19 protein-coding genes are annotated in these 18,443 nt (G+C 58.5%); 8 read left to right on the top strand and 11 right to left on the bottom strand.

From position 1 onward, the window contains the following. Positions 1-11 precede the first annotated feature (11 nt). The gene (locus ACZ46D_RS08750; protein WP_464927064.1) at positions 12-1,274 is read right to left on the bottom strand and encodes a TolC family protein; all 1,263 of its coding nucleotides are present in this window, start codon (positions 1,272-1,274) and stop codon (positions 12-14) included. Continuing rightward, positions 1,271-1,906, bottom strand: coding sequence for a TetR/AcrR family transcriptional regulator (locus tag ACZ46D_RS08745; RefSeq protein WP_464927063.1), 636 nt, complete (start codon positions 1,904-1,906; stop codon positions 1,271-1,273). Before ACZ46D_RS08745 ends, ACZ46D_RS08750 begins: the two co-directional genes overlap by 4 nt. A gap of 278 nt (positions 1,907-2,184) precedes the next feature. Here ACZ46D_RS08745 and hgcA point away from each other — a divergent pair, with 278 nt between their 5' ends. Both hgcA and hgcB read left to right on the top strand, forming a co-directional pair. Then, entirely contained in the window at positions 2,185-3,237 is a 1,053-nt protein-coding gene (hgcA, locus tag ACZ46D_RS08740) for a mercury methylation corrinoid protein HgcA (protein ID WP_464927062.1), read from the top strand. Beyond that, on the top strand, positions 3,234-3,551 hold the full coding sequence (hgcB, locus tag ACZ46D_RS08735) for a mercury methylation ferredoxin HgcB (RefSeq protein ID WP_464927061.1): 318 nt from the start codon (positions 3,234-3,236) through the stop codon (positions 3,549-3,551). Before hgcA ends, hgcB begins: the two co-directional genes overlap by 4 nt. Positions 3,552-3,671: 120 nt before the next feature. Here hgcB and ACZ46D_RS08730 read toward each other — a convergent pair whose 3' ends face one another. From ACZ46D_RS08730 to ACZ46D_RS08690, 9 genes are all read right to left on the bottom strand, one after another. Then, positions 3,672-4,577: a flagellar motor protein MotB gene (locus ACZ46D_RS08730; RefSeq protein WP_464927060.1), complete on the bottom strand. Its 906-nt coding sequence runs from the start codon at positions 4,575-4,577 to the stop codon at positions 3,672-3,674. Further along, complete coding sequence (motA, locus tag ACZ46D_RS08725) at positions 4,559-5,425, bottom strand: flagellar motor stator protein MotA (protein ID WP_464927059.1); 867 nt, start codon at positions 5,423-5,425, stop codon at positions 4,559-4,561. Before motA ends, ACZ46D_RS08730 begins: the two co-directional genes overlap by 19 nt. Before the next feature lie 84 nt (positions 5,426-5,509). Next, positions 5,510-6,175, bottom strand: coding sequence for a hypothetical protein (locus ACZ46D_RS08720; RefSeq protein ID WP_464927058.1), 666 nt, complete (start codon positions 6,173-6,175; stop codon positions 5,510-5,512). An 81-nt stretch (positions 6,176-6,256) separates the two neighbouring features. Then, positions 6,257-7,531 (bottom strand): Ni/Fe hydrogenase subunit alpha, encoded by a 1,275-nt coding sequence (locus tag ACZ46D_RS08715; protein WP_464927057.1) that lies wholly within the window; start codon positions 7,529-7,531, stop codon positions 6,257-6,259. Continuing rightward, a complete protein-coding gene (locus ACZ46D_RS08710; RefSeq protein WP_464927056.1) occupies positions 7,528-8,400 on the bottom strand; it encodes an NADH-quinone oxidoreductase subunit B family protein in 873 nt (290 codons plus the stop codon). The genes ACZ46D_RS08715 and ACZ46D_RS08710 overlap by 4 nt, the downstream gene beginning before the upstream one ends. A gap of 166 nt (positions 8,401-8,566) precedes the next feature. After that, a complete protein-coding gene (locus tag ACZ46D_RS08705; RefSeq protein ID WP_464927055.1) occupies positions 8,567-9,469 on the bottom strand; it encodes an FAD/NAD(P)-binding protein in 903 nt (300 codons plus the stop codon). Positions 9,470-9,471: 2 nt separating this feature from the next. Then, on the bottom strand, positions 9,472-10,509 hold the full coding sequence (locus tag ACZ46D_RS08700; protein WP_464927054.1) for a 4Fe-4S dicluster domain-containing protein: 1,038 nt from the start codon (positions 10,507-10,509) through the stop codon (positions 9,472-9,474). 115 nt (positions 10,510-10,624) lie between these two features. Further along, complete coding sequence (locus ACZ46D_RS08695; protein WP_464927053.1) at positions 10,625-11,434, bottom strand: septal ring lytic transglycosylase RlpA family protein; 810 nt, start codon at positions 11,432-11,434, stop codon at positions 10,625-10,627. Continuing rightward, on the bottom strand, positions 11,431-12,921 hold the full coding sequence (locus tag ACZ46D_RS08690; RefSeq protein ID WP_464927052.1) for a hypothetical protein: 1,491 nt from the start codon (positions 12,919-12,921) through the stop codon (positions 11,431-11,433). The genes ACZ46D_RS08695 and ACZ46D_RS08690 overlap by 4 nt, the downstream gene beginning before the upstream one ends. Before the next feature lie 1,019 nt (positions 12,922-13,940). On the opposite strand from ACZ46D_RS08690, the gene ACZ46D_RS08685 reads away from it, so the two are divergent. The 6 genes from ACZ46D_RS08685 (at position 13,941) to lptC (ending at position 18,417) form a co-directional block, all read left to right on the top strand. Next, positions 13,941-14,174 (top strand): CopG family transcriptional regulator, encoded by a 234-nt coding sequence (locus tag ACZ46D_RS08685; RefSeq protein ID WP_464927051.1) that lies wholly within the window; start codon positions 13,941-13,943, stop codon positions 14,172-14,174. Next, positions 14,161-14,421, top strand: a complete 261-nt coding sequence (locus ACZ46D_RS08680) for a type II toxin-antitoxin system RelE family toxin (protein ID WP_464927050.1) — start codon at positions 14,161-14,163, stop codon at positions 14,419-14,421. Before ACZ46D_RS08685 ends, ACZ46D_RS08680 begins: the two co-directional genes overlap by 14 nt. A gap of 248 nt (positions 14,422-14,669) precedes the next feature. After that, positions 14,670-16,325: a CTP synthase gene (locus ACZ46D_RS08675; RefSeq protein WP_464927049.1), complete on the top strand. Its 1,656-nt coding sequence runs from the start codon at positions 14,670-14,672 to the stop codon at positions 16,323-16,325. 42 nt (positions 16,326-16,367) lie between these two features. Further along, positions 16,368-17,210 (top strand): 3-deoxy-8-phosphooctulonate synthase, encoded by an 843-nt coding sequence (gene kdsA, locus ACZ46D_RS08670; RefSeq protein ID WP_464927048.1) that lies wholly within the window; start codon positions 16,368-16,370, stop codon positions 17,208-17,210. Beyond that, positions 17,207-17,851 (top strand): KdsC family phosphatase, encoded by a 645-nt coding sequence (locus ACZ46D_RS08665; protein WP_464927047.1) that lies wholly within the window; start codon positions 17,207-17,209, stop codon positions 17,849-17,851. Before kdsA ends, ACZ46D_RS08665 begins: the two co-directional genes overlap by 4 nt. After that, a complete protein-coding gene (lptC, locus tag ACZ46D_RS08660; protein ID WP_464927046.1) occupies positions 17,848-18,417 on the top strand; it encodes an LPS export ABC transporter periplasmic protein LptC in 570 nt (189 codons plus the stop codon). Before ACZ46D_RS08665 ends, lptC begins: the two co-directional genes overlap by 4 nt. Positions 18,418-18,443: the final 26 nt, after the last annotated feature.

Here is an 18,443-nt window from a genome sequence, read left to right as displayed (position 1 = left end):
CCATTGCGGCTCTATGGTCTACCCAGAGCGCGGTCCAACCTGGCCCAGGCAATTTTTTGGTCGTATGCAGCTTGGATCTGGGCGGTTTCCGCGTTCAAGGCTTGGGCTTGAGCGTCAATGGCCTCGATCATTGTTCCCAATCCTTCCCGGTAGCGTTCCATGGCCAGGCGCTGGCTTTCCTGGGCTGACACCGTCTCTTTGTTGCTTGCCGCAAGACGGGCTTGGGCCTCGGTGATCCCCAGCCAAGCGGATTCCACTTCCTTGGCCACCTGCATCCGTAGGTTTTTTTGCTGTGCCTCCACCCCTTGCATTGCGGCGTCGGCCTCACGCACCTGTTCCTGGGTGGCGAATCCGGAAAAAACCGGCAGGGTGAGATTGACGCCTACTGCCCAGACCTGGCCTTCCGGGAGCATGCTCTGGGAGGCTTCGCCATAGCTGGCCGTGCCCGAAACGGTGGGAAGGTAGCCGCTGCGCGCTGCCCGCAAAGAGCCTGAGGCCGCATCCTTGAGGGAGGAGAGCCGCTTGAGTTCATTTCTGTTGCGTAATCCCTCATCCTGCAGGCTGGCCAGATCTTTTGGCGCGGAGTCCGCTTTTGCCTCCGGCTCGGCCAGGGTCCGGTCCGCAAGAGAGGTAAGTCCCATGGCGTTGGCCAGTTCCAACCGGGCCAGATTCCGGTTGTTCTCGGCTCTGATCAGCAGGCTTTTGCCTGCGAATAGAGCGGCTTCGGTCCTAGCCACCTCCACTTTGGAGCGGATCCCGTGCCGAAAAAACTCCTCGGCCTGGCGGGACAGCCCTTCTCGGGCAGCCACGGTTTTGCGGCTGGCCTCCACCTGTTTTTCCGCCGCCAGGACGAGATACCAGGCGCCCTTGACCCGAAAGGCCACATCCTGCCGGCTGACCGATACTCCTTCCGCGGCAGCGGCCTTGGCCCCGCGTGCAGCATCGGTGGCCCCGGCGGTACGGCCAAAATCATAGATATTTTGTCGGACCACCACCGAGGTGGTGGAAACCTCGGTTTCCTTGATGCCGCCCAGGGCGGTGAGAAAGGTGTCCCCCTTGTTCCAGTCGCCGGCAAGATTAATTTGGGGCCAGTAATTGGCCTTGGTCTGGCCGAGCTTGGCCTGCATGAGCGAGAGGTTTGCTGCCGCTTCTTCAATCTGGGGATGATTTTTGTCGGCGGTTTTAAGCGCCTCCGCCAGGGTAAGCGGTTCCTCCGCCCTGGCCGGGTGGCTGAGAAAGAGGGCGAGCATTAAAAAAATGAGTGTTTTTTTCATACGGGTTCCATGGGGTTGGTTTCTCTTGGCGCTGGCAAAGGGGCTGGTTGAATAAGCCGCAGGAAATTGTGCCACAGCTGCTCTGCCTCGGCATCCAGGTTGAAAGCACCCCGGGTGATGGACCAGCGCAGGGCGGTGAACTGGATCATACCAAGCAGGGTGATCGCTGTTTCCCTTGGGGAAACGGAGCGGAGCTCGCCGGTTTTTATTCCCGCACCAATGAGGTTGGTGAGGGTTTCGATGTATCCCCGCATCTTGTCGGCTATGGTTTTGGCCAGAAGCGGGTCTCCGAGGTGGATCTCTTCGGAAAACATGAAGCGGGGCAGGCCGGGGTTTGCGGCAATCAGGGCGGCGTGGGAACGAAAAATGATCTCAAGTTTTTCCAGGGCGGAACCTTTTCCAGCCGCAATGCCCGCGGCCTTGCCCATCACCACCTCGCTGATGAAATCCCCCAATGCTCCGAGAATCTCTTGCTTGCCCTTGAAGTGGCGGTAGATATTGGCATCGCTCATCCCTGCCCGTCCGGCAATCTCGGTGATGGTGAGGCCGTGCACCCCTTTTTCGCCGATGACCTGAAGCGCGGCCTGGACAATCTCTTCCCTGCGGATATGGGTGCTTTTTTTCGGCGGCACAGCGGCTCCTTCATGTGAATGCTCGTTCACATTACCAGGAGGTCAGAAACCCTGTCAAGGAATTTTCCGGGGGAAGGGCTGGCGGGGGGCCTGCCTGCAAAATAACAGTAAGCTTGCGCTGGCTTGATCAGGCTTGACGAGTGCTTATCTTACAAGCTAGGTTGAAGCAATCGTGGACATGAAAAAATTGTGGGGCAAGGCAGATGGAACAGAATAAAAACGTTTTTCCCGGCGGTCAGCAAAGCTGTTGAGGCCCGAAGCTCCCTCCTCGGGCAGGAGTGGCCATAGCTGAGCAAGCCTTTGTCACCGGCGTGCTTGCGACTCCGCTGGGCGCGATGCCGCTGGTCGCCACGGTGCTTGCCTGGCGGGACCGCTGGGGCGCATTCCGGGTTCGCCTGGGCTTTAAGCGGATGCAATATACCGTTGAGCCTGGCCTGTACGGAGTTGGTGCCCCCACAGAGGATGCGCCCGTTCTGATCACGGCCAATTACAAGTTGAGTTTCGACCATCTCCGTGCTGCCCTGGCGGGGCACGATGCTTGGCTTCTGGCCCTTGACACCAACGGGATCAATGTTTGGTGCGCTGCGGGCAAGGGGACTTTTGGCACTGTTGCGCTCTGTGCCCAGGTGGCTGCGAGCCGGCTTGCCCAACTGGTCCGGCATCGCAGGCTTGTTGTCCCCCAACTCGGTGCGCCGGGCATCGCGGCGCATGCGGTGAAGCAACAGAGCGGCTTTAGCGTGGTGTACGGGCCGGTCATGGCCCGGGATCTTCCGGAGTTTTTGGCTCGCGGGATGCAGGCCACCCCGGCAATGCGGCGCAAGACTTTTTTTCTGCCGGAACGGGCGGTGTTGATTCCGGTGGAACTCGTCATCGTCTGTAAATGGGCGGTGCCCCTGTCCGTTGTGCTGTATGGGGCGAGCGGTCTGTTTGGTTCGGGGTCATTCTGGGAGAATGTCCGGGTGCATAGTGGTTGGACAGTGGCTGGCCTGTGGAGCGGAATCGTTGCCGGGACGGTGCTGACCCCCTTGCTGTTGCCGGTGCTGCCTGGGCGCGCCTTTTCCCTGAAGGGGGGCGTGGCGGGGCTCATGGTCGCCTTGGTTGTCGCGGTCTTTTTTTTCCGGTCAGGGGGGGCGGGCAACACCCTGACCGGTTTGGCCTGGTTGCTGCTCATCCCGGCCATTGCTTCCTTTCTCGGCATGGAATTTACCGGGGCCTCGACCTACACCTCGCTTTCCGGGGTGAAGAAGGAGATGCGCATTGCTGTGCCGCTGCAGGTTGCGGCGGTACTCTGCGGGCTGTTTCTGCTGGTCTGGGCAAGGAGGTTGCAATGAAGGAAACGGGAAGGCTGTTATATCTCAAGGGAGTTGCCACCCTGCGTCTTGAACAGGAGGCCTGCATCGGTTGCGGCATGTGCCTGACGGTCTGTCCGCAGGAGGTTTTTTCTCTGGCGCACGGCAAGGCGCGGATCATCGAACAGGATGCCTGTATGGAGTGCGGGGCCTGCATGATGAATTGCCCGACTGGGGCGGTTTGGGTGCAAAGCGGAGTGGGCTGCGCCCAGGCGGTATTCAATACCATGCTGGGCCGCAGCAGCGACGCCTGTTGTTCGGTGGCGGGGAAACCGGGCGGCGGTTCCTGTTGCTGAGTTACTCCGTTCGTCCGGCAGGCCGTTGTACCGCAGTGCTAACGGGTTGAAATGGGGTGAGCCACAGAAGGGGCTGGAACGAAAAGTGACTTCGTAACGGCCCCTTGAGTTTCGCCGTGGTTACTTCATTCGCGCCGGCTGAACCTGGGGCGCAGCCTGCGGTGTGCTGGGGGTGGCAGCCTGAGCCGGGGCTTGCTGCGGTGGTGGTTGCGGCACAACCTGTGTCTGGGCAGGAGACTTGCCTGATTTATCGGGGTAGAGGCGCAGGCTTATTCTCCGGTTGCGGGGATCAAAAGGGTTGTCCTTGATAATCGGCTCCGTGGCCGCATAGCCGGAAACCCGGAGGAGGCGGCTGGGCGGGATGCCGTTCTTTTCCACCTCAAGCCGGGCGGCAGAGGCCCTGGAGGTGGAAAGCTCCCAGTTGCCGAATTCTTTTTTTGCATAACTCACCGCATCGGTATGGCCTTCGATTTCAATGCGGTTTGAGGTGTTTTTGATGTTGTCGCAGAGCACCTTCAAAATCTTCTGGCCGCTTTCGGTCAGGGTCGTGCTGCCTAAGGGAAACATGGGGTTTCCCTCCTTGTCCATGATGTCCACTTTGACCCCACCCTCGACCACCTCGATGCGCACCTGATCTTTGAGATCGGCAAGTCGCTGCTCGATTTCCTTTTGCAGCTGGTCCTTGAGCTGCTCCAGGCCTGCGGCGGTTCCCTCTCCTTCCGTTGCCCCGGAGGCGGCGGCTGGGGCTTGGGTAACGGTGATCTGGGCTGCGGGCTGTGCCTGTTCCGTGGAGATCATCTGCGTGGTTCCGCCCGCGCCGCCCTCGGCAAAGATGCTGTACTCCTGAAAATACTTGGCGAGCTCCTCCTTTTGCGGTTTGGTGGTCATGTTGACCAGCCACATGAGGAGGAAAAAAGCCATCATGCCGGTCATGAAGTCGGCAAAGGCCACTTTCCAGCTGCCGCCGTGGTGGCCGCCGCCTTGGACCTTCTTGACTTTTTTTATGATTATGCTTTTGTCTTCCATTTCTTGATGGCCTCCTCGGTCTCGGCGAAGGAGGGACGATCGTCGCCGGGGATGGCCCGTCGGCCGGCCTCAACGGCGAACTGCACCATGAAGCTGGTGGAATAGGCGGCAAGCAGGGAGGTTTTGATCACTCGCAGATAGGTCTCGCGTTCCTGGGCATGGTGCTCGAGCTTGGTGGCCATGGGTCCGACAAAGCCGTAACAGGCAAGGACGCCGAAGAAGGTGCCGACCAGGGCCGCGCCGATATGGTGGCCTAAAACCTCGGCCGATTCGTTGATGTAGCCCATGGTGATAACAATACCCAGAACCGCCGCGACAATACCCAGGCCGGGCAGGGCGTCGCCTACCCGGGCGATGCTGTGGGCGGGCAGCAGCCGTTCATGCTGGTTGGCTTCCAGGTCGATCTCCATGAGGTTGTCCAGCTCATAGGCCGGGTAATTGGCGCTGAGCATGGTGCGGACCGTGTCGCAGATGAATTCCGCCACCTCGCGGTCCTTCATGATGTTGGCGTATTTTTGGAACAGGGGGCTTTTCGGATGATCTTCGATGTCGGACTCGATGGCGACCAACCCTTCCTTCTTGATCTTGAAGAAAACGGCGTTCATCAGCAGCAACAGCTCCAGGTAATGCGCCTTGTTCATGTGGGATTCGGAAAAGATGCTGCCGATGTGTCCGACAATGACTTTCAAAGCCTTGCCCGGCGAGGCAATGATCAGACCGCCGATGGCGGCGCCGAAGATGATAATTACCTCCGCCGGCTGGAACAGGATGTGGAAGTTGCCTTTTCCCATGGCGTAGCCGGTGATAACCGACCCCAGGACAATTGCTATGCCGATGATTGTGAACATGTTGGTAAGTGTTTCCCCATGGAATGCGTATTGGGTTGATGTCGCGCTACTGCCGCCGAATTTCTTCCGCCGAGGCCGGAAAGGTTAGGGCTCCAGCCAGCGCTGACTGATAAGTTGTTCTTTCTGTTTTCTGAGGGCATAGGTGGCGATGGCGTCCTGGATTGCCCCGTTTGTCGGGGCAAACTGGATAGCCACCTGGCAGCCTCCCTCCGGAAGCGGGTTTGCTCGCGTAATCGAACCGCCGACTACGACCCAACAGGGTTGGTCCGTGTAGAGAAGCATGTGGACTTCCACGACATCTCCGGCCGCAAGCGTCTCATGGGAGGTAAGCATGATTCCGCTGGCGCTCAGGCTTACCTCGCCAACGCGCGTTGCTTCCTGTTGTCTGGCAATGAGATGAAAATCAAGGAGGTTGTCCAGCTTGGTGTTGATCTGGAGGAGCAACTGGGTCATGGAGGGTTTGAGATCTTTCGCCTCGTTGTAGCGGGGCATCTTGTAGAACGCAAACAGCAGATCCAGTTTGGCGTTGGCCTCAAGGAGCATCAGGGCAAAGGATGGATCGATTTCGTGGGGCAGCGGATTCAGACCGGCGCCGAGCCTGCCGGAGTCGGAAAGGGCAACGGGAATAATCCTGGCCACGGGCAGGACGCCGTTCTCGATTTTTTGCACCGAGGTGGCCAGCAGATCATCGATCCGGAAATTTTCCCGACGATTTTGGTCGCTGGTGGTTGCAGAGTTGTCGGTTGGCATGCGTATGAATCCCCTATAAAAGACTGAACATCATACCCGGTTGCGGGAATTTTGGAATTATTTTTTGCTGAGCCGGCAAGCTTAATGCACCGAGCAGGAGATGCAGGGGTCATAGGCCCGGACCAGCATCTCGGCCAGCAATTCGATCTCTTGGTCTTTTTTCCCGGTTTGGGCATACTGGCCGGCCAGCGCCTCGATGTCGTGCAGGATGTTGGCGTGGTTCTGGCTGGTGGGGATAACGCAATCCGCCTTGCTGATCTTGCCGTGCTTGTCGAATTTATAATAATGGTAGAGGATGCCCCGGGGAACCTCCACCGCGCCGACCCCTTCGCCTTGTTTCGCCTTTACCGGCTGGCGCGGTTCCTGCCAGGGGCTGCCCAGCAGGGAGTCGATGAGCTGCACGGAATCGAGGGTCACCTGGATGCATTCCACCAGTTGGGCCACATTGCTCATGTAGGGGTTGTGATTTACCGGCACCAGGCCGAGAAATTTCGAGATCTCCCGGGCGGTGGGGTGGAGCAGGGTAAAGTTGTTGTTGAGCCGGGCCAAGGCGCCGACGGCAAAGGAGGCGCGGGAGAGTTTGCTCAGCTTGGAGGTGAAGCCCTTGGCGCAGTATTCATTGGTCATGGCCCGGTATAGGTCTTCCTTTTTCACGACCCCGTCGGAGGAGACCAGCTTGCCGCCGATAAAGGGATAGCCGGTGTCGCCCTTGAGGGAGACGAATTCCGTTTCCCGGCTGAAGTCGGGGATGGTGAAGGTTTTAAACAGCTCCGCCGAGGCGAGCAGATCGGGAACCGAGGCCATCAGCCGCTGGCGGATTTTTTCCAGCTGGCCCTTTTCCGGCAGCATGGTGAAGCCCCCCACCACGGTCCGGGTGGGGTGCAACCGTCTGCCGCCGATAATATCGCAGGCATCGTTGGCCAGCAGTTTGAGTCGCAGGGCCCGCTGCACCACCTCCGGGTGGGTCTTGGCCAGGGGCAGGACGCTGCCTACGCCGAGGAAATCCGGGGCCGCCAGGAAGTACAGGTGCAGGATATGGCTCTGCAGGGTTTCCATGTGCTTGAGCAGGAGCCGCAGATTCGCGGTCTGGGTCGTGGGGGTGATGCCGAAGGCGTTTTCCACCGCCCGGATGCTGGCCAGGGTGTGGCCGATGGAGCAGATCCCGCAGATCCGTCCGCAGATATAGGGCGCGTTTTCCCAGTGCTTGCCCACCAGCATGGCCTCGAAGAAACGGGGCGTTTCCACCACCTCCCATTGCGCCTTTTTGACCACCCCGTTCTTGATGCTGATTTGGATGTTGCCGTGCCCTTCCACCCGGGTCAGGTGGTGGACATTGACCTCGCAGGAGAGCTTCATGATTTTTTCCTCCTGGCCGGGGCCTTTTTGCACCCAGAGGGTATAAGTTTCGTTTGCGCAGGCAAGCTGCTCAACTCAGCTTTATTTTTGGGGCGGAGGGTGTCGGCAAAGGCGGCAAAGCCGCCAAAACATTCCAACCGGTCGAGGATGGTCTCGCTGTCAAAGCCGTAAGTGTGCATGATTTTTTCCAGCTCTTTGAGGTTGGCCCCTTCCGCCGGGCCACGGCAACCCCAGCAGCCCCTGCGGTTACTGGTGCACCAGGCATCGCAGCCAGCCCGGGTGATCGGGCCGAGGCAGGGCTCGCCGAGCTCGAACAGGCAGATGTTCTCGTTGGCCTTGCACTCCATGCACACCGGGTATTCCGGGTGTCGTACCGCCTTGCCCACCACCAGATCGGTGACGATTCTTTCGACCTCCTCCTTTTTGATGGGGCAGCCGAAGATCTCGAGGTCCACCTGGACAAAATTCGCCAGGGGGTGCACTTCCATGGTCTCGATGGGGAAGTCGCCGTACACCTCTTTTTTTACCCAATCCAGATCGCGGAAGCGGTTTTTCAGCTGGTTGACCCCGCCAAAGCAGGCACAGGAGCCAAGGGCGACCAGGATCTTGGCGTTCTTGCGGATCGCTGTGAGTCGGGCGATCTCGTCTTTGCGGGTGACGCTGCCCTCGACAAAGGCGATGTCGTAGTTGTCCCCGCGTTCGCTCATCCCTTCCCGGAAATTGACGACCTCCACCAGGTTGAGAAAATCAAGCAGGGTGGCCTCGTTGTTTAACAGCTGCAACTGGCACCCTTCGCAGGAGCTGAGTTCAAAGAAGCCGACCTTTGGCCGGGCCAGGGGGACGCCGAGGTAGGAGAGTGGTTCGCTCATCTCAGGCAAGCGATTACATGGCACGGCATCTGCTTTGTTATCGGCCTGAGTGCATACCGATGTATGGCCCACAGGCCTCTGTCGCGCATCTGCCGCACCCTGTAATCGTTTGCAGTCCGGGGGGGTGCGCTTGACTTTGTCGTGCCCCTTGAGATCCTTTCCCATCTCAGATCGCCTCCTTGAGATTCATCACCGACCAGTAGTCAAAGACCGGGCCGTCCAGGCAGGTGTAGGTCGAGCCGATGTTGCAGCGGCAGCATTTGCCCCGGCCGCAGTGCATGCGGCGCTCCAGGGAGACGAACATCTTCTGCATGGGCAGTCCGGCCTCGGTGAGCATCTTGCAGACGAAATGGAACATGACCGGCGGCCCGCAGACAATGGCATAGGTGTTCTCCCGCAGGCTTGTGGTCTGGCTGATCCGTTCTTTTAAGAGTTCGGTGATCAGGCCGGTGCGTCCCTGCCAGCCTTTGTCCGCGCGATCCACCGTGATGCCGAGGTTGATGTCAAAGCGGCGCCATTCTTCGTACTGGTAGGTGAAGAGCAGCTCCGCCGGGGTCTTGGCGCCGTACATGATATCCACCCGTCCGTATTTGCTCCGGTTTTCCAGCACGGCTAACAGGGGGGAGCGCAGGGGCACGATGCCCAACCCCCCGCCGATGAGCAGGATGTCTTGCCCCTGCATCTTTTCCAATGGGAAAGAGGTGCCAAATGGGCCGGTTATCCCCACCTTGGTGCCTCGTTCCACCTTGGCCAGGAAATTGGTGAGATTGCCCACTGCCCGGATGCACAGTTCAAGGTCGCCGTGCCGCACCGGGGAAGAGGAGATGGAGAAGGGCGCCTCGCCGATGCCAGGCAGCTCCAGCATGACGAACTGGCCTGGCTTAAAGGAGAAACGGTTCCGCTGGTCAGGGTCGATGATCTGGATCTGGTAGAGTTTTTCGCTGGCGGTGAGCGGGTAGATGCTGGTGATCTCGGCGGGCAGGGTATACTCAAAGCTGCCGGGGTCTTGCTTGCGGTGCGCGCCTGAGGTCTGGCCGAGAATGTCGATAAATTGGAGTTTGTTCTGCATGTTTACTCCTTGCCCCGGACGCTGGCGATGACTTCAGGGGGGGTGATGTCGGCAAGGCAGGCTGTGCCGCAGCGACCGCAGCCGACGCAGAGGGACTCTTCAAAGGCCTCCACAAAGCCGCGGTGTTTGTGGTAGTAGCGGTATTTCAACCGGCTGGCGCTTGTCGGCCGGAAGTTGTGGCCGCCGGCCACCTTGGCAAAGTCGATGAGGTTGCAGGAGTGCAGGGATTTTGTCTTGCTGGCGTGCCTCAGGTCAAGATCGACCTGCTCCTCAACGCCATAGCAGTAACAGGAGGGGCAGACATTGGCGCAGGTCCCGCAGGAAAGGCATTTGTCGCCCCAGTAATCCCAGGCCTTTGATTCAAATTCAAGGTCGAGGATCTTGGTGAGATCCGAGGTGTCCACGGTGGCGGTGTAGCGCGTGCTTTTTTCCTTGGTGACATGCTTGTACAGGGTGTGGTCTTTGGCGCTCGGCTCCTGGCAGCTGATCTGGCTCAGCAGGTCAAAGGCCGTGGCGGTAAGGATCTCCGCAAAATATTTGCCGCCCAGATCGGTGAGAAACAGATCAAAGCCGTGGATGGCGGAATCGGTGCCCATGGAGCGGCAGAAACATTGGGGCTCCGGGTTGCAGCTCAGCCCAACGATGAAGAGGTTTTTTCGTTTGCCCATGTAGTATGGGTTCGGGTAGGTGCTTTGCGCCAGGACCAGATCGAGCTTGTTCAGGGCATTGATGTCGCAGGCATGCATGCCGAAGAAGGCCAGGGGCCGGTAGACATTGAGGTCGACATGCTTCTCCCAGCCGTCGCGGGTCATGGCAAAGGTGGACAAGGTTTCCTGGTAGGGAAGGACAAAGCGTTTGGGCGAATGCACCGTCTGGGTGTAATCAAGGGCGAGTTCGGCAAAATCGTAGACCACATCGAAATCGTACAGGGGCTTGCCGTTGCGGTCGTTGCCCTTGGCCACCGGGCCGACCACGATGTTGACGGCCAGCAGTTCATGGAGGCGGGCGAGCTCCTGTTTTTTGAAGACCTTGAAGATCATGACAGCCCTCCTCGGCAGAGTGGGGAACGGTGCGTGTTTCGTTATAAAGAGGGACTAATCTCTATTGGATATAACGATTGGTCTTCGGCTGTCAAGCGATTGTCCGCCGGCAAGGTTATCTCGCCACTACAAAAGCTCCGGGGAAGCCGGTGCCGGCCATGGTTTGTCCCATCTGTTTGGCTGCGGTCAGGGTTGATCCGGCCTTTACCTGGACGCGGTAGAAAACCTGATCGCCCCGCTCATAGCGGACAGTCTCGGTTTCCTTGCCCTCTTTGTTCATCTTGTCTTTCAGCCGGTCGGCATTCTCCTGGACGGTGAAGGAGCCGATCTGGACATAAAAATCACCCTTCTGGAAATCCTCGTGGGGCAGGAACCGGGCTGCGGTCTTGTTGTCGGCAAGCGTCACGGTTTCCGCCTCGCCCAAGGCGGTGATCCGGACCTGGCCGGTTCCTTCTTTCATGATGCCGAGATCTCGGGCCACATTGTAGGAGAGGTCGATGATTCTCGTTCCCACGAAGGGGCCGCGGTCATTGATCCGCACCGTAGTGGAGCGGCCGTTGCCGAGGTTTTCCACCAGGAGCCGGGTGTTCATGGGCAGGGTTTTGTGGGCCGCAGTCCAATCGTACATATTGTAGGTCTCGCCGTTAGAGGTCTTGCGGCCATGGAAGGGATTGCCATACCAGGAAGCAATGCCGGTTTCGACGTATCCTTCTGCCGAGGGCAGCGGATAGTAGGTCTTGCCCTCAATCTGATAAGGCTTTTGCGTAGCGGGGATTCGACCCGCCTTGGTTGCCGGCTTGGTTGGAGGAGCACCCTTGGGCGGCGGGGTGCTGGTGAGCACTGTCGTACAACCGGAAAAGGTTGCCCCGCACAGAAGCAGAAGGGCAGGGAGGAAGATTGTTCGGATATGTTTTGGGCAACTCATGGTTTTGTCTCGGTAGGGAGGTTGGGCTTGAGCCGTTCGGAGAAGAACGCCCCGGCCTTGCCAACGGTGTGCGGGGTATAGGGGAGGTAGCGTAGCCGCGCAGGCTCTACCCCCACATTGTCGAAAATAACCTTGTTGTCCGCGTCCGTCATGGAAAGATGCAGGTCCAGGATGGGTCGGAAGATGTGAAGCCAGCCGTCCGGCCCAAGGCCGACCAGGGGGGTTTCCCAGCGGCGCAGCTCATAGCCCTTGAGCCACAGGCTTGGGCTTGGCGCTCCGGTGATCTTGTCCCGCAGGAAAGGTCCTTGGGGGGCGGGGGCGTCCAGCTGCTCCTCCACCTCGCGGCTGCCCTGCACACTGAGCCGTGCCCAGGCGGGATGGTCAGGATTATCGGTGCGGAGCAGATGGGTGCCCTGGTCGTTAAAGCTCCACTGGCTGTGGCACACGGTGCAATGGGCCTTTTTTTCGTATTGTCTGTGGGCCGGGTGGACAGGCTGGGGCACCACCAGTTTTTTGCCGGTCAACCGGGTGGTGAGCACAAGGCGGTCCGCCTCAACCTGCAGGTTATCTAGGGGTAGTGGCAGCCCTTTGCGCCAGCCGTGGCAGCTGAGACAGGTGATGGCCGGGGTTGAGCCCTTGGCCGCCCCGTGTCCGCCCATGAGTTCGGCCCCGCTGTGGCAATCGATGCAGGCCATGCCTTTCTGCTGGTGGATGTCCGGAGCCAATTGATGGAACTCAACCCCGTAGGGGCGGGTTTCGGTGGTGTCGGTGCGGTAGGGGGTGCGGTACTCCTGGTTGAAGTCGTGCTCAAAACGGCCATAATAATCAGCACCCACGAAGTTGCCGTAATGGCAGTGCAGGCACTGGCTGTCCGCTGGGGATTTGCTGAAGGCATGGCTGGTCATCTTGCCGTTGGTGTAGGCGAGATGGCAGGCGGCGCAACCTGTGCCGCGCACTGTTTCCGGGTAGGTGTCGCCGGAACTGTACACATGGCAGCGCAGACAGCGCCGGCGCAGCAGGTCGTCGGCAAGGTCAAGCGGGGTGGCGATTGAGTCGTGGGCCGGGATTTCCGCAAGCGAAGCAAGGGGGCCTTGGGCGCCAAAGGCGACACGGACACCATTGACCTCGTTTTGCGCCGTGAAATGCAGTGAAGAGGCGGCCTGGGCTACTTGTTGCGCATGGCATGTGCCGCAGGCCTTCTGCATCTGGTCAGGATGGGCAGGGTGGCTGACAAGTCCGGCATGGGCCTGTTCCTGCGGTGCGCCCTCCGGGTTTCCGCCGTGGCAGTCGGTGCAGGCGAGATTGTGATTGAAATCGAGCCGGACCGTCGGATGGCAACCCTGGCATCCGGGCGGGTGGGCCGGAGCTTCCTGAACAGCGGCCTTTTCCGGAGTCTTGCCTTCCTTGCAGCCGGGCAGGGACAGGGCCACCAGCAGGAAGAGAAGCATCAGGATGGCGCTGGTTTTTATATAGAGGCGAAAAGGCATGGCGGAACGTGTTTCCTCAGGCTTGATAGATGTTCCCGCCATACTACCTTATTAGCGGCACAGGCAACAAGCCGCAATTGCATCGGAGAAGTCTTCGCCGACATTCTCTTTGACTTTCTGTATCCTGTCACATAGAATCGCTTGGTGTTGGAGTTGATAGCGGGACAAATGATATTCTTCTGGTAGTCTTAGATTGCTTGGTCGCCACTAAATTCTTGTTAGGTTCACCAGGGCCCTATGCGTGCATGTCGAGTCTTTTTCTGCGTTTTTGTAGTGCCATCCCTTTTGGTTGCTATGTCCGGTCTGGCAATGTCCCGCGATATATCCCCTGCGGAGATACAAACTTTGGTAGGGATGAAAATTCCTGATGAACGCCATTATCAGGGTCCTGGCTGGCGTCCTGGCTCTATCGGTGATGTCGTAAGTGGGTGGGTCTGCTTGGGAGGGACACGTTCCGGAGAATTCGTTGTTGATCCATGTTATCACCGTGATGGGTCCACAGCTCTTGTGACGATGCGCCATGTGTTGGCTTCACCTGCCTACTCAATAGTTGTAGATGTGCGGGCTATCAAGTCGAAATTGTTGCGGTTTCCCTCCGAAGTAAGGAGACGACTTCAATGGGACGACAAGAAGATACAAGAGAATCGTCGGTGTTCGTCTGCTTTTTTGGATTGCGATAAAGAAAAATCAATTGATGCGAATCCCATCATTTTCGCATTAGCCTTCCCAGAAAAAGGATTTAGTGATTGTTCACACTTCACTCGACGTATTAATCAAGTTTGGCAGCTCGACAAGCAGAGTCAGCGGATGCTCCCTGTATCGCCTAAAGGAGTTTTTTGTTGGTGGAGTGCATGCCTTCTTGAAGACACGTGTCAAGACGAGGACCAATGTAATAGTCCATAACGAAAAAAGTGGACACCATACTTAATTCATTGGCGGATGCCCATTCTGTGATGAAGATAGCTTTCGCTTGACGCTATGACGTTGTAGCGTTAAGTTGTGTGCAGGAGGTACTCGCCATGAGCGCACTCACCAAACGGGCAACCGTGTATTTTGACCCAGCCATGCACCGGGCGCTTCAGCACAAGGCGCTGGTGACATCCCGATCTCTTTCCGATATCGTCAACGAGGCGATACGTCATGCGCTGGCCGAGGATGCGGAAGACTTGGCCGCCTTTGAAGCGCGGGTCAACGAGCCGCTGGTTTCCTACGAAGCTGTGCTGAAAGAGCTCAAGGCCAATGGCCGTCTATAGCATCTTTTTCAAAGATTCTGTCAGGAAGGATCTGGACTCCATTCCCAAAAACGACCTGCAACGGATCATCGAGCGAATAGGAAGCCTTGCCGAGCAGCCCCGCCCCGTGGGGTGCGAAAAACTCTCCGGTCAGGAAAAGTACCGCCTTCGGCAAGGGAATTACCGCATCATTTATTCGATACAGGATACCCAACTGACCATCTGGGTGGTCAAGGTCGGCCACCGCCGAGAAGTCTACCGCAGTTAGAGAAAGCACAAGAAGGGCTCTGAGGGCTGTTCTCGGCTTTCATGGGTCTTTCCCCCACCGCCTCGTCTTTGCTGCAAGCGCCTCGGCAATTTCTCTTGTCGTGGGGGTATTTTCCCTTGGACAAAAGAGGGCGGAATACTGTATTTTGATGGGAATGTAATGCGGCCTGATTGTATGGGTTGCGTTGTTTACGCTGAAAGTCATCCACCGTGGTTTTTTTTCCTATTTTACGAGACCGGCGCCATTTCATGAAAACTACCAATCAGACCCATCGCACCAAGTTCATTTTTATTACCGGCGGCGTTCTCTCTTCCCTGGGAAAAGGACTGGCCGCTGCGTCCATCGGCGCTCTGCTGGAGAGCCGCGGGTTGTCCATCACCTTTCAGAAGCTGGACCCGTACATCAACGTGGACCCTGGCACCATGAACCCCTTCCAGCACGGCGAGGTGTATGTCACCGACGACGGGGCGGAAACCGATCTGGATCTCGGCCATTACGAGCGGTACACCTCGGTGGTCCTGGGGCAGCGCAACAACTACACCTCGGGTCGCATCTATCATTCGGTGATCAGCAAGGAGCGGCGGGGCGAGTATCTGGGCGGCACCGTGCAGGTGATCCCGCATATCACCGACGAGATCAAGACGGCCATCATGCAGTTTGAAGGCGAGGTGGACGTGGCCATCATCGAGATCGGCGGCACCATCGGCGATATCGAAGGGCTGCCATTTTTGGAGGCGATCCGTCAGTTCCGTACCGATGTGGGGAGGGAAAACTCTCTCTATATCCATGTCACCTGGGTTCCCTACATCAAGACCGCGGGCGAGGTGAAAACCAAGCCCACCCAGCACAGTGTCAAGGAGTTGCGGGCCATCGGCATCCAGCCGGATATCCTGCTCTGCCGCACGGAAGGGTTGCTCAGCAATGAGCTGAAGGCCAAGATCTCTCTGTTTTGTAACGTGGAGAAAGAGGCGGTGATCACGGCCCGCGACGTGGACAATATCTACGAGGTGCCGCTCTGTTTCCACGCCGAGGGACTCGACGATATCATTCTCAATAAGCTCAATATCTGGACCGGATCGCCGCGCCTGGATGCCTGGCAGGAGCTGGTTGAGAAGGTCAAGCATCCGAAACGCGAGGTGGAGATCGGCATCATCGGCAAATATGTCGATCTGACCGAGTCGTACAAGAGCCTGCACGAGGCCTTGGTGCATGGGGCCGTGGCCAACGAGGCCAAGGTGCGGCTCCGCTATGTGAGCGCCGAGGAGATCGAAGACAAGGGGGCCGACGGCTTGCTGGCCGGGTGCCACGGGGTGCTGGTCCCGGGCGGCTTCGGCAGTCGCGGGGTGGCGGGGAAGATTCAAGCCGTGACCTTTGCCAGGGAGAAAAAGGTGCCCTATTTCGGCATCTGCCTCGGCATGCAGCTGGCAGTAATCGAGTTTGCCCGCCATATCGCAGGGATGAAAGATGCGGATAGCACCGAGTTCAACCAGCTCACCAAGCATCCGGTCATTTATTTCATCAAGGAGTGGTATGATTACCGCACCGGCAAGGTCCAGATCCGGGATGAATCCACCGCCCTGGGCGGCACCCTGCGGCTGGGCGCCTACCCCTGCAAGATGGTGGAGGGCACCTTTGCCCATAAGGCCTATGGCAGAGACGAGATACAGGAGCGGCACCGGCACCGCTACGAATTCAATAACGCCTTCAAGGACGAGCTGGTGAAACACGGGCTCATCATCAGTGGCACCTCGCCGGACGAGAAGCTGGTGGAGATTGTCGAGTTGCCCGACCATCCGTGGTTTCTGGGCTGCCAATTCCATCCGGAATTCAAATCCGGGCCCATGAAGCCGCATCCCCTGTTCACAAATTTTATTAAGGCAGCCTTGGAGAACGCCGGACTTTAAAGCGGTTCCGGTTTTTATGCCGCCACATTAAGGAGAAAAAAAGTGGAGTCTGTGCGTATCCCAGATTTTTTTGAGGTCGGTCCCAACCGGCCTTTTTTATTGATCGGCGGCCCGTGCGTCATCGAATCGGCCGAACTGTGCCGCGAAGTTGCCGCGGGTCTCAAGGAGATCTGCGCTCGGCTGGGCATCTCCTACATGTTCAAGGCCTCCTTTGACAAGGCCAACCGGACCTCGCTCGATTCCTTTCGGGGCCCCGGCTTGGCCGAGGGTCTGCAAATCTTGGCCGATATCCGCCGGGATTTTGGCGTGCCGGTGGTTTCCGATGTGCATGAGGTGGCCCAGGTCGGGCCGGCCGCTGAGGTGTTGGATGTGTTGCAGATTCCCGCCTTTCTCTGCCGCCAGACCGATCTGCTGGTGGCTGCGGCCAAAAGCGGCAAGGTGGTGAGCCTGAAGAAAGGTCAGTTTGTCTCGCCCTGGGATATGCAACATGCGGTGAGCAAGATCAACGCAGTGGCTAAAAATCGCCTGATGCTCATGGAACGGGGCACCACCTTTGGCTACAATAATTTGGTCGTTGACATGCGTTCCCTGCCGGTCATGCGCTCCTTTGGCTGCCCGGTTATCTACGATGCGACCCACAGCGTCCAGCTGCCCGGCGGGGCAGGGGGCATCTCCGGCGGCCAGCGGGAGTTTATCCCCACCCTGGCCCGGGCCGCAGTGGCGGCCGGGATCGATGGGTTGTTCATGGAGATCCATCCCGATCCGGCCAAGGCCCTGTGCGACGGGCCCAACTCCATGCCCCTCCATGGGTTGGAGCCGTTGCTTGCCCATCTTTTGGAGATTCATACCCTTATCCAGCGACAGACAGGGGAGGCTCGGCCATGACCGACCCCGGCTCCTGCGGCATTTCGGGCGGGCAATACCCTTCCGACTGCGAGGTTATGGAGGGGTTGCGGCAGCGGGCTTTGGCTCGCACCGAGCAGGACGAGCGCGGCTATGTCTGGCGCAACTGCCTGCCGCTGGCCAAGGAAATCCGCCTGTTGCTTCTGGATGTGGACGGGGTTCTCACCGATGGCTCCGTGGTGTATGCCCAGTCGGGCAGCGAGCTGAAATCTTTTAACACCAAGGATGGCTTTGGCATTCGTCTTTTGCAGGAAGCCGGAATTGAAGTGGGCTTGATCACGGCCCGCAGCTCCGAGGCGGTGCAGCGTCGGGCCCAGGATTTGAAACTGGCCCATGTCTATCAGGGGGTGCGCAACAAGATAGAGGCCTTTGACAGAATTCTTGCCGAACAGAAGCTCTCTCCCCAACAGGTCGCCTACATGGGGGATGACTGGCTCGATCTGCCCCTGCTCAGCCGGGTCGGCCTGGCGGTAACGGTGGCCGATGCCGTGACCGAGGTCAAGGCGGTTGCCCATTATGTGACCAGGCGGGAAGGAGGCCGTGGTGCGGTGCGCGAGTTGTGCGAGCTGATCATTGAGGCCAAGGGGCTGCGGGAAGAGTTGCTTGCGAGGTATCTGCGATGATGACCGGCTACCGCAATATCCTCTGGTTGTTGCCCGTGGCCCTTTTGCTGTCCTGGCCGCTTTGGGGTGGAGCCTTCACCAGGGTTTTGGCTCCGCGCGGCGGTCTGGCCACCAACCTTGCCGCGCCGCTGGCCGCGACCACAGGTGCAGGTTTCAACATGGAAGGGGTCTTGTTTTCCCAGCTGAAAAACGGAGTGCGGGATTGGCAGATTCAGGCCAAGCGGCTTTTTTCCGGAGAGGATCAGGACAGAATGCAGCTCGTAACGGTGGAGGCGCAGGTTTTTAAAAACACCGAGCGCAGATTTGTTATCACCGGTCAGGAAGGAGAGTACAACAGCAAAACAAAAATTCTCAGCATGCGAAACGGGGTCAAGGTGCAGGCCGAGAATGGCATGTTGATTCAGTCCGACAGTCTCAGCTATGACGACCAGGCCCGAAAGATCACGACCAGGGTGCCGGTGCAGATTACCGGCAAAGGCCTGGATATCCACGGCAAGGGGATGGATTATGACATGCAGAAGGATGCCTATGATGTCAGCGGTCGGGTGAAGGTAGATATTCAGTAGGATTGGCACAAGGAAAAAGGTCGCAC

This window comes from Thiovibrio sp. Mzg5 (assembly GCF_055379285.1).
The sequence above is the reverse complement of the archived record's forward strand: the minus strand, read 5'-3'. Positions and strand labels throughout refer to the sequence as shown.